At 69.5% G+C, this 10,660-nt stretch carries 7 protein-coding genes and 2 pseudogenes; 3 read left to right on the forward strand and 6 right to left on the reverse strand.

The window, feature by feature from the left end; all coding sequences use genetic code 11:
- Positions 1-28: 28 nt before the first annotated feature.
- Positions 29-1,059, forward strand: a pseudogene (locus ABZ622_RS20785) (aldo/keto reductase family protein).
- 57 nt (positions 1,060-1,116) lie between these two features.
- Here ABZ622_RS20785 and ABZ622_RS20790 read toward each other — a convergent pair.
- The 4 genes from ABZ622_RS20790 to ABZ622_RS20805 all read right to left on the reverse strand — a co-directional run bounded on the left by ABZ622_RS20790 (position 1,117) and on the right by ABZ622_RS20805 (position 7,908).
- Positions 1,117-2,478: an NAD(P)/FAD-dependent oxidoreductase gene (locus tag ABZ622_RS20790; protein ID WP_360545149.1), complete on the reverse strand. Its 1,362-nt coding sequence runs from the start codon at positions 2,476-2,478 to the stop codon at positions 1,117-1,119.
- A gap of 191 nt (positions 2,479-2,669) precedes the next feature.
- Positions 2,670-4,400 (reverse strand): cytochrome c oxidase subunit I, encoded by a 1,731-nt coding sequence (gene ctaD / locus ABZ622_RS20795; RefSeq protein WP_360545151.1) that lies wholly within the window; start codon positions 4,398-4,400, stop codon positions 2,670-2,672.
- Between the two features lie 333 nt (positions 4,401-4,733).
- The gene (locus tag ABZ622_RS20800; protein ID WP_360545153.1) at positions 4,734-5,471 is read right to left on the reverse strand and encodes an SDR family oxidoreductase; all 738 of its coding nucleotides are present in this window, start codon (positions 5,469-5,471) and stop codon (positions 4,734-4,736) included.
- 208 nt (positions 5,472-5,679) lie between these two features.
- The gene (locus ABZ622_RS20805) at positions 5,680-7,908 is read right to left on the reverse strand and encodes an NADP-dependent isocitrate dehydrogenase (RefSeq protein WP_360545155.1); all 2,229 of its coding nucleotides are present in this window, start codon (positions 7,906-7,908) and stop codon (positions 5,680-5,682) included.
- Positions 7,909-8,219: 311 nt separating this feature from the next.
- On the opposite strand from ABZ622_RS20805, the gene ABZ622_RS20810 reads away from it, so the two are divergent.
- Positions 8,220-9,149: an LLM class F420-dependent oxidoreductase gene (locus tag ABZ622_RS20810; protein ID WP_360545157.1), complete on the forward strand. Its 930-nt coding sequence runs from the start codon at positions 8,220-8,222 to the stop codon at positions 9,147-9,149.
- A gap of 16 nt (positions 9,150-9,165) precedes the next feature.
- Here ABZ622_RS20810 and ABZ622_RS20815 read toward each other — a convergent pair whose 3' ends face one another.
- Complete coding sequence (locus tag ABZ622_RS20815; RefSeq protein WP_360545162.1) at positions 9,166-9,504, reverse strand: LAETG motif-containing sortase-dependent surface protein; 339 nt, start codon at positions 9,502-9,504, stop codon at positions 9,166-9,168.
- Between the two features lie 274 nt (positions 9,505-9,778).
- Between ABZ622_RS20815 and ABZ622_RS20820 the strand changes: the two genes are divergently transcribed.
- Positions 9,779-10,297, forward strand: coding sequence for a hypothetical protein (locus ABZ622_RS20820; protein ID WP_360545158.1), 519 nt, complete (start codon positions 9,779-9,781; stop codon positions 10,295-10,297).
- Between the two features lie 151 nt (positions 10,298-10,448).
- On the opposite strand, the pseudogene ABZ622_RS20825 reads toward ABZ622_RS20820, so the two are convergent.
- Positions 10,449-10,660: pseudogene (locus tag ABZ622_RS20825) on the reverse strand (IS630 family transposase); the annotation flags it as partial.

Raw genomic sequence — 10,660 nt, forward strand, 5'->3', positions numbered from 1 at the left:
GGCGCATACCTGGCCCGGCGATCGCGTGATCCCCGCCCACGAGCACAAGAAGAGCAGCCACACGGAGTTCCGCCGACTCGGCCGCAGCGGCCTGACCGTCAGTGAGATCGCCTACGGGAACTGGCTCACCCACGGTTCCCAGGTGGAGGAGGACGCGGCGGTCGCCTGCATCCGCGCCGCCCTGGACGCCGGAATCACCACCTTCGACACCGCGGACGTCTACGCCGAGACCCGGGCCGAGGCGGTCCTCGGCCGGGCGCTGAAGAACGAACGCCGGGAGGGCCTGGAGGTGTTCACCAAGGTCTACTTCCCGACCGGTCCCGGACACAACGACCGCGGGCTCGGCCGCAAGCACATCATGGGGTCCATCGACAACTCGCTGCGTCGCCTGCAAACGGAGTACGTGGACCTGTACCAGGCGCACCGCTACGACCACTCGACCCCGCTGGAGGAGACCATGGAGGCGTTCGCCGACGTCATCCGCTCCGGCAAGGCCCTCTGCATCGGCGTCTCGGAGTGGACGGCCGACCAGCTCCGCGCCGCGCACGGACTGGCCCGCGAGCTGCGGGTGCCGCTGATCTCCAACCAGCCGCAGTACTCGGCGCTGTGGCGGTCATCGAGAGCGACGTGGTGCCCGCCTCCGAGGAACTGGGCATCGGCCAGATCGTCTGGTCCCCGATCGCTCAGGGCGCGCTCACCGGCAAGTACAAGCCCGGTGCGCCGCTCCCGGCCGGTTCACGGGCGACCGACGACAAGGGCGGTGCGAACATGGTCGCCGGCTGGCTGCGCGACGACGTGCTGGAGCGGGTGCAGCGATTGCGGCCGCTCGCCGACAGCGCCGGGCTCAGCCTGGCCCAGCTCGCGGTCGCGTGGGTACTGCAGAACTCGAACGTCTCGGCCGCGATCATCGGCGCGTCCCGGCCGGAGCAGGTGACGGAGAACGTCGCGGCGGCCGGCGTGACGCTGGACGCGGAGCTGCTGAAGGGCATCGACGACATCCTGGACCCGGTGGTCGAGCGGAATCCCGGACTGACGGCGGGTCACGCGGGCAACGGCTGATCCGGCCGGACCGCCCCGGCCGCGCCGTACGCGGGGCCGGGGCCTTCGGCTGCGGGATCAGGTTCCGGTGTGCAGCGCGGCGGTGTGCTCGCGGACCTGTTCCGGTGTGAGGTAGGCGTCCGTGTGCTCGAAGTCGCGCAGCTTGGCCGGCTGCCGGGACAGAAAACCGAGGCGTACGAAGTCGTCGCCCGCGACGGCGTTGAGGATCCAGTTGGTCGCGACCCGGGCCTTGGCGACATTGGTGCGCAGCGCCGACCAGTGGTAGCCGCGGGCGACGGCCTGCGCGGGAATCCCGTGCAGCTCGATCCCGAGCGGCTTGGAGACCGCGTCCTTGCCGCCGAGGTCCACGACGAGGCCGAGGTCCTTGTGGACGTACGGCTTCAGCGGCTGGTTCCGCAGGGTCGCGATGAGGTTGTCGGCGAGCCTGCGGCCCTGGCGCATGGCGTGCTGCGCGGTGGGCGGGCAGACCGCTCCGTCGCCCTTGTGCAGGTCGGGGACGGCCGCGCAGTCGCCGAGGGCGAAGACGCCGTCGAAGCCGGGCAGGCTCATCTCGGGGGTGACGGCCAGCCGGCCGCGTACCGTCTCCGCGTCGAACGTGCTGACCAGCGGGCTCGCGGCGACACCCGCCGTCCAGATCAGGGTCCGGCAGGGCAGCACCCGGCCGTCGGTGAAGGTGACCTTCTCCGGGGCGGCCTCGGCGATCGAGACGCCGAGCGACACCTCGATGCCGCGGGCGCGCAGCACCTCCAGGGCGCTCCGGCCCAGCTTGTCCCCCAGTTCCGGCATCAGCTTCGGGGCGATGTCGATGAGGTGCCACTTGATCAGCTTCGGGTCGAGCCGCGGGTAGTGCCGGACCGCGCTGGTGGTCAGGCGCTGCAGACAGGCCGCCGTCTCGGTTCCCGCGTAGCCGCCGCCGACCACCACGAACTGGAGGCGCGAGGCCCGTTCGTTCTCGTCGTGGCTGGCGTCCGCGAGGTCGAGCTGGGCGATCACGTGGTCCCGTACGTAGGCGGCCTCGGCCAGCGTCTTCATGCCCCGGGCGTTGTCCAGCAGGCCGGGGATGTCGAAGGTGCGGGTGACGCTGCCGGCGCTGAGCACGATGTAGTCGTAGGGCTCGTAGACGATCTCGTCGGTGATCTTGCGGATGACGCAGATCTTCGCCTTCGGATCCACTCCGATGGCCCCGCCCGGGATGATCCGGGTGCGGTGCTTGCGGCTGCGGCGCAGTGAGACGGCGACCGACTGCGGGGTGAGCACGCCTGCCGCCACATGTGGCAGCAGGGGGAGGTAGAGCTGGTACGAGAACGGGGCGACGAGAGCGATCTCCGCCTCGCCGGGGATGAGCCCGCGCTCCAGACGGCGTACGCACTCCACTCCGGCGAATCCGGCGCCGACAACGAGGATCCTGGGTCGTGCCACGGTGTTCGTCCCTTCAGGGGCCTGTACGTTCATCCGTTCGCCTGCCACGTCGCACGCGCCCGTCCTCACTCATCTTTACGAGCCGTGGACGAGTTCGCCTGCGGAGGGCGGCGGAACGGACGACGCGCCCGCCCTGCTGTCGCTGTCCTTGCCGTGGGCCACTCGCGCCTCCTCTCCGCGGGGCGTCGTGCTCAGGCCCGCTCGTCGCCCGGGGCCGGGAACGTCCCGGTGTCCGGACGGTTGAGGGCCTCGTCGCGCGCGCGGACCGAGGGGTGGTGCAGGTCGAACGCCGGGGATTCGGAACGGATCCGCGGCAGGGTGAGGAAGTTGTGCCGCGGCGGCGGGCAGGAGGTCGCCCACTCCAGCGAGCGGCCGTAGCCCCACGGGTCGTCGACCCCGACGTTCCTGCCGTACCTGGCGGTCTTCCACACGTTGTAGAAGAACGGCAGCATCGACAGGCCGAGCAGGAACGAGGAGATCGTCGAGATCGTGTTCAGCGCGGTGAAACCGTCGACGGCGAGGTAGTCCGCGTAACGACGCGGCATCCCCTCCGCGCCCAGCCAGTGCTGCACCAGGAACGTGCCGTGAAAGCCCACGAACAGCGTCCAGAACGTGATCTTGCCGAGCCGCTCGTCCAGCATCTTGCCGGTGAACTTCGGCCACCAGAAGTGGAATCCGGCGAACATCGCGAAGACCACGGTGCCGAAGACGACGTAGTGGAAGTGCGCGACGACGAAGTACGAGTCCGAGACGTGGAAGTCCATCGGGGGCGACGCCAGGATCACACCGGTCAGACCACCGAAGAGGAAGGTCACCAGAAAGCCGATCGACCAGAGCATCGGTGTCTCGAAGGACAGCGCCCCCCGCCACATCGTGCCGATCCAGTTGAAGAACTTCACACCGGTCGGTACCGCGATGAGGAAGGTCATGAACGAGAAGAACGGCAACAGCACACCGCCCGTCACATACATGTGGTGCGCCCACACGGTCGCGGAGAGGCCCGCGATGGCGATCGTCGCGCTGACCAGGCCGATGTAGCCGAAGATCGGTTTCCGGCTGAAGACCGGGATGACCTCACTGACGATGCCGAAGAACGGCAGGGCGATGATGTACACCTCCGGATGGCCGAAGAACCAGAAGAGGTGCTGCCAGAGCAGGGCCCCGCCGTTGGCCGGGTCGAAGACGTGAGCACCGAACTTCCGGTCCGCCTCCAGCACCAGGAGGGCCGCCGCGAGGACCGGGAAGGCCAGCAGGACCAGCACAGCGGTCAGCAGGACGTTCCAGACGAAGATCGGCATGCGGAACATCGTCATGCCGGGCGCGCGCATGCAGATGATCGTGGTGATGAAGTTGACCGAACCGAGGATCGTGCCGAAGCCGGAGAAGGCCAGACCCATGATCCACATGTCGCTGCCGATGCCCGGTGAACGGACCGCGTCGGTCAGCGGGGAGTACGCGAACCAGCCGAAGTCCGCCGCCCCGTTCGGGGTGAGGAAGCCGCCCACGACAATGATCGAGCCGAAGAGGTACAGCCAGTAGGCGAACATGTTCAGCCGCGGGAACGCCACGTCGGGCGCGCCGATCTGCAACGGCATGATCCAGTTGGTGAATCCGGCGAACAGCGGGGTCGCGAACATCAGCAGCATGATCGTGCCGTGGATCGTGAACGCCTGGTTGAACTGCTCGGGCGAGACGATCTGCATCCCAGGACGCGCCAGTTCGGCGCGCATGACCAGGGCCAGCACACCGCCGACGACGAAGAAGGCGAACGAGGTGACGAGGTAGAGCGTGCCGATCGTCTTGTGGTCGGTGGTGGTCAGCCACTTGATGACGACGTTTCCCGGTTCCTTGGCACGGACCGGAAGTTCGTTCGCGTACGCCTCCTCCGCCTCGGCTGCCCCTGATGTGCCCGTCGTCGTCACTGGGACGCTCCTTCGATTGTCGTTCGCGGGTGGCCCGAGCACCCGGCAGGGGCGCCGTTCCCACCGGGACGGCCGACAGACCGGTCCCGCGCGCGTCACGCCAGATTCCAGGAGCAGCAAATCAGCCGCGGGGCCGCGATACGTGGCCCGCCGCCCGCCGCCGCACGACATTCACCCGTCAGGGCGTCCATGGGCACAGGCCGTGTCTCAGGCCTTCGGTACGCCGCGAGCCGGGCCGCCGCCGGCCGAATTCCTGTGCGGTGCGGTGCCGTTGCCGGACGATCCGGTGGATACCCGGGCCGGGGGCCGGCGGAACGCTCCCCCCGGCGCCGCTCAGGCCAGCCCGCCCGTCGCGCGGACGTTCTGTCCCGTGATCCACCGGCCGTCATGACCGGCGAGGAAGGCGACCACATCGGCCACGTCCGCGGGTTCCCCCAGGCGGCGCAGCGGGGTCATGCCGGCGACTGCCTCCAGTGCCTGCGGCTGGTTGTTGCCGCGCAGCAGTTCGGTGTCGGTGGCTCCGGGCGAGACGGTGTTGACCGTGATCCCGCGGGCCCCGAGTTCATGGGCGGCGACGGCGGTGAGCTGCTCGACGGCACCCTTGCTCGCGGCGTAGGCGGAGATACCGGGGCCCGTACGCGCGGTGTTGGCCGTGGAGATGTTGACGATGCGGCCGCCGTCGCGCATCCGTAGCGCCGCGTGGCGGACCGTCATGAAGACCGCTCTGGTGTTGACCGCCAGGACCTGGTCGAAGACCGCCGGATCGGTGTCCGTGAGCAGGGCCGGGGTGGGGCAGAGGGCGGCGTTGTTCACGAGGATGTCCAGCCCGTCGAGCTCCTCCTCGGCGGCCGCCATCAGGCGCTCCGGTCCGTCCGGGTCCGCGAGGTCCAGCCGGACGGCCCGGACCCTGCCGCCGTCGTCGCGCACCGTGCGGACGACCTCGGCCGCCGCGTCGTCGTCGCTGGCGTAGTTGAAGAACACGTGCGCCCCGTCGCGGCACAGCCGCTCGACGATCGCACGGCCGATGCCCCGTGAGCCACCGGTGACCACGGCGTTCCTGCCTGCCAGCACGGCCTCTCCCCTTCCAGGGCACGGTTCGGTCCGGGCGTTCGAACCTACCGCCGGAAGGGCTCCCCGGGGCCGATTACGCGGAAACTCCTCGATCCGGCGGCCTGGCTCCGGTGCCGCTCCCGGACACGGAGCCGCCCCGGCCGGGCATGGTGCCGGCCGGGGCGGGAGGAGCGGGAGCGCCTGGTCGCCCCCTCTCCGCGGTGTCCCGTCAGCCGATGGAGGCGATCGCCTGGACGAAGGTCTGCGACGGACGCATCACGGCGGAGGCCTTGGCCGGGTCGGGCTGGTAGTAGCCACCGATCTCGGCCGGCGAGCCCTGCACCGCGATCAGCTCGTCGACGATGGTCTGCTCCTGCTCGCCCAGCGTCTTCGCGAGCGCGGCGAACGCCTGCGCGAGCTGCGCGTCGTCGGTCTGCTGCGCCAGCTCCTGGGCCCAGTACAGGGCCAGGTAGAAGTGGCTGCCGCGGTTGTCGATGCCGCCCAGCTTGCGGCTCGGCGACTTGTCCTCGTTGAGGAAGGTGCCGGTCGCGCGGTCGAGGGTGTCGGCGAGGATCTGGGCGCGTGCGTTGCCCGTGGTCGTCGCCAGGTGCTCGAAGCTGGCCGCGAGCGCGAAGAACTCGCCCAGGCTGTCCCAGCGCAGGTAGTTCTCCTTGACCAGCTGCTGGACGTGCTTGGGCGCGGAGCCGCCGGCGCCCGTCTCGAACAGACCGCCGCCGTTCATGAGCGGGACGACGGAGAGCATCTTCGCGCTCGTGCCCAGCTCCAGGATCGGGAACAGGTCGGTCAGGTAGTCACGCAGCACGTTGCCGGTGACCGAGATGGTGTCCTCACCGCGGCGGATGCGCTCCAGCGAGAACGCGGTCGCCTCGACCGGCGACATGATCTCGATCTGCAGGCCGTCCGTGTCGTGGTCGGCGAGGTACTTCTTGACCTTGGTGATCAGCTGCGCGTCGTGGGCGCGGTCCTCGTCCAGCCAGAACACGGCCGGGACACCGGTGGCGCGGGCGCGGGTGACGGCGAGCTTGACCCAGTCCTGGATCGGCAGGTCCTTGGCCTGGCACATGCGGAAGATGTCGCCGGCGCCGACGGCCTGCTCCAGCACGACGTCGCCGTCGCCGTTGCCGTCGACGACCCGCACCGTGCCGGTGGTGGGGATCTCGAAGGTCTTGTCGTGGCTGCCGTACTCCTCGGCCTTCTGCGCCATGAGGCCGACGTTCGGCACCGAGCCCATGGTCGACGGGTCGAAGGCGCCGTTGGCGCGGCAGTCGTCGAGGACGACCTGGTAGACGCCCGCGTAGCTGCTGTCCGGCAGCACCGCGAGGGTGTCGGCCTCCTGGCCGTCCGGGCCCCACATGTGGCCGGAGGTGCGGATCATGGCCGGCATGGAGGCGTCGACGATGACATCGCTCGGCACGTGCAGGTTGGTGATGCCCTTGTCCGAGTCGACCATGGCCAGCGCGGGGCCGTCGGCGAGCTCGGCCTCGAAGGACGCCTTGATCTCGGCGCCGATGTGCGGCACCGAGTCCAGGCCCTTGAGGATGGCGCCGAGGCCGTCGTTCGGGGACAGGCCGGCGGCGACGAGCACGTCGCCGTACTTGGCGAAGGTGTTCGGGAAGAAGGCGCGGACCACGTGGCCGAAGATGATCGGGTCGGAGACCTTCATCATGGTGGCCTTGAGGTGGACGGAGAACAGCACGTCCTCGGCCTTGGCGCGGGCGACCTGCTCGGTGAGGAACTCGCGCAGGGCCGCGACGCGCATGACCGCCGCGTCGACGACCTCGCCGGCGAGCACCGGTACCGACTCGCGCAGCACGGTGGTGGTGCCGTCGTCGCCCACGAGCTCGATGCGCAGCGAGCCGTCCTCGGTGACGATCGTGGACTTCTCGGTGGTCCGGAAGTCGTCCACGCCCATGGTGGTGACGTTCGTCCTCGAGTCGGCGCTCCACTTGCCCATGCGGTGCGGGTGCGCCTTGGCGTAGTTCTTGACCGAGGCAGGGGCGCGGCGGTCGGAGTTGCCCTCGCGCAGGACGGGGTTCACCGCGCTGCCCTTGACCTTGTCGTAGCGCGCGCGGACGTCCTTGTCCTCGTCGGTCTGCGGGTCGTCCGGGTAGTCCGGGAGCGCGTAGCCCTGCGCCTGCAGCTCGGCGATGGCCGCCTTGAGCTGCGGGATCGAGGCCGAGATGTTCGGAAGCTTGATGATGTTGGCCTCGGGACGCTTGGCCAGCTCACCGAGCTCGGCGAGCGCGTCGTCGATGCGCTGCCCCTCTTCGAGACGCTCGGGGAAGCCTGCGATGATGCGTCCGGCCAGCGAGATGTCACGGCTCTCGACATTGACCCCGGCCGTCGAGGCGTACGCCTGGATCACGGGCAAGAACGAATACGTCGCCAGGGCCGGGGCCTCGTCGGTGTGTGTATAGATGATGGTCGAGTCAGTCACCCTGTGCTCCGCTCCACGTCTGCAACATTGCTTGACATCAAGATATCTCGTGATCGCCCCGGCCTCGACAGGGCCCTGCCTTCATCGGCGGCGGAAGCGGCGAAGCGTGCCGCCACGGCCACGCACCGCGCACGCGCCCCGGCCCGGCCCGGTGGCCACCCGCCGGCGTACACCCTGGTCGCCCTGTTCACACCACACCCCTCCCACCGGCCGCGACCGCGTCCGGGAGCGCTCCCGGGCGGGTACTTGCACGAGCAACGGACAGGTGCCATACGGTGGTTGTCCCACAGCTCACCAGAAGGAGCGCACACATGCCGGTCTCGCTGGGTCTCGGTCTTCCGCAGATGAAGCAGTACGACATCGGCCGCGATGTGGCCGCCGTGGCGCGCGCGGCGGAGGAGACCGGCTACGAGAGCCTGTGGGTCTTCGAGCGAATCATCTTTCCCGAGCCCGCCACGCAGGGGCTGTACGGCGTTCCCGGCCTGCCCTGGCCCGAGCAGTACCGCAGCGTCGCCGACCCGCTGATCACGCTGGCGCTGGCCGCCGGGGCGACGGGCCGGGCCCGGCTGGGCACCAGCGTCCTGGTCGCACCGCTGCACGTGCCCTTCCAGCTGGCCCGCTCACTCGCCTCGCTCGATGTGGCGAGCGGCGGCCGGGTGGTCGCGGGCATCGGCACGGGCTGGTCCCTGGACGAGTACGCGGCCGCCTCGGTCGCCCCCTTCGAGAAGCGCGGCGCGGTGCTGGACGAGCTGCTGGACGTGTGCGCGGCCGTCTGGGGCCCGGACCCGGTCTCGTACGAGGGCGAGCTGACGACCATCGCCCCGTCGGAGGTCGGCCCAAAGCCGGTGCGCCCCATCCCGGTCTATCTGCCGGGGAACAGCCCCCGGGCCACCCGCCGACTGGTCGACCGGGCGGACGGCTGGATGCCGGTGGCCAATGGCGCCGCGCAGCTGGCCGAGCAGTGGAAGCGGGTCCAGGACCTGGCGGCCGAGCGGGGCCGGGAGCGTCCGGTCGGCGTCTGTGCCCGCGCCAATGCCAGGTACACCGCCGAACCGGTCGCCGGTGCGGGCCGCACCCCCTTCCACGGCAGTGTGGCCCAGATCGTCGAGGACCTGGTGGCGCATGCCGGGACGGGGGTTCCGGAGATCCTGCTGGATCTTCAGGGCACGACGCGCGACGCCTCGGAGCTGATCGACGTGGCCGCCGAGGTGTACGAGGCGGCGCGGGCCGCGGGCGTCTGAGGCGAGGGGCCGGCCGCTATCGGCCGGCCATCCGTGCGCGGCGGCGGCCGACGGTGATCACTGCCGTCGCGCCGAACGCCAGAACGGCGGCACCGGCGATCGCGATGTAGGGCGTGCTGCTCTTGGCACCGGTCTCGGCGAGTTCGGTGTCCGGGGCCTGTCCGGTGGTGCCGTAGGTGCCGTTGATCTCGGGTTCGGCGGCCGCGTCGGCTGCCGCCCTCGGCGCGGGGGAGGCGCCCGAGCCGGTCTGCGTGCCGTGGCCCTGGTGCTGGACCGAGGACTTCGCCGCACCGTCCGCGGAAGCGCGCGGGTTCCCGGAACCCTGAACGTTGGTAAGCCGGAACCTGCATGCCAGCTGATGGCTGCGGCGGTCCCACGCGCGGGTTCCGGCTCAGCTGACGGGACATGGTGAGCGAAGCCCGGTTCTGCCAGGAGGATTGGGAAGACCACGGCTGATCTGAAAGACGCATCCCGCCTGGGACTTCGCCTTCGACGACGGCGACGAGCGCACCCGGCGACTGCCCTGACGGGCTGCTCTGTACGATCACCGAACACTGGGCGCTGGTCCGCCTGTCCTGTGCGGAGATCAGCAAGTGGTGCCCTGCCCGGATAGTTGAGGGAGTTGGCGGGTGTCCGCTTTGGACTTCTACGCTCACGTCGCCGTTTGCGGTGAGGTCCTTGGAGTTGGCCTCGGTGCCGACCCGGAAGCCTGGGAAGCCGCCCTGGGGGCGACATGCCTCGATGTTCCCGGTGGTGGCCTACTGCGGCGGGACTACGGGCTCGTGGAAATCAACTTCTCGCCGGACCAGCCAGGGCGGCAAGGGCAGATATCGTGCTTCGGTTTCGGCGTGAAGATCCAACGACTGCTGTACGACCAGTCCCCGAGCACCGTGCCGTCCCCGCTCTCGCGGGAATACGGGGAATTCGCACCCAGAGTCCCCTTGGAGGAACTGCGGACCGCCATCCTGGCCCTGGGCTACACGATCGAACTCGACAAGCACAACGTGTCGAGTGACATAGACTGCTACCGCGTATCCGCGTCCGCCGCCCGCATCCACGTCGTCGCTGATCCTGACCCGTACGGGTCAGACGACCCAGATCCAGACGGACATCAGAGGGGCGACGTCTGGTCCGTCGACGTGTGGTGACCAGCCGGCGACCTCCCAGCAGCGTCCGTGATCTCTCTTCGCTACGAGGAGTGCCGGGCAACGATCACCTGCGCGGCGGGCAACGATCTGAAGAGCGCGCGCCACCCAGCTGATCAGCCACACTCAAGCCCCCCGTGCCGCATCCAACCAGCTAGTGTTCTGAGTCAGGGATTCTGTTCAGATATGAGGCGAGGCGTTCGAGGATCTCGTCGGAGGTCTTCGTCCAGACGTACGGCTTCGGGTCGGTGTTCCAGGCTTGCGATCCAGTTTGCGGATGTCGTTCTCCAGGGCCTGGACGGATCTGTGGACGCCTCGCCGTATCTGCTTGTTGGTGAGTTCGGCGAACCATCGCTCGACGAGGTT

This window comes from Streptomyces sp. NPDC007164 (genome assembly GCF_040634135.1).
Taxonomy (GTDB): domain Bacteria; phylum Actinomycetota; class Actinomycetes; order Streptomycetales; family Streptomycetaceae; genus Streptomyces; species Streptomyces sanglieri.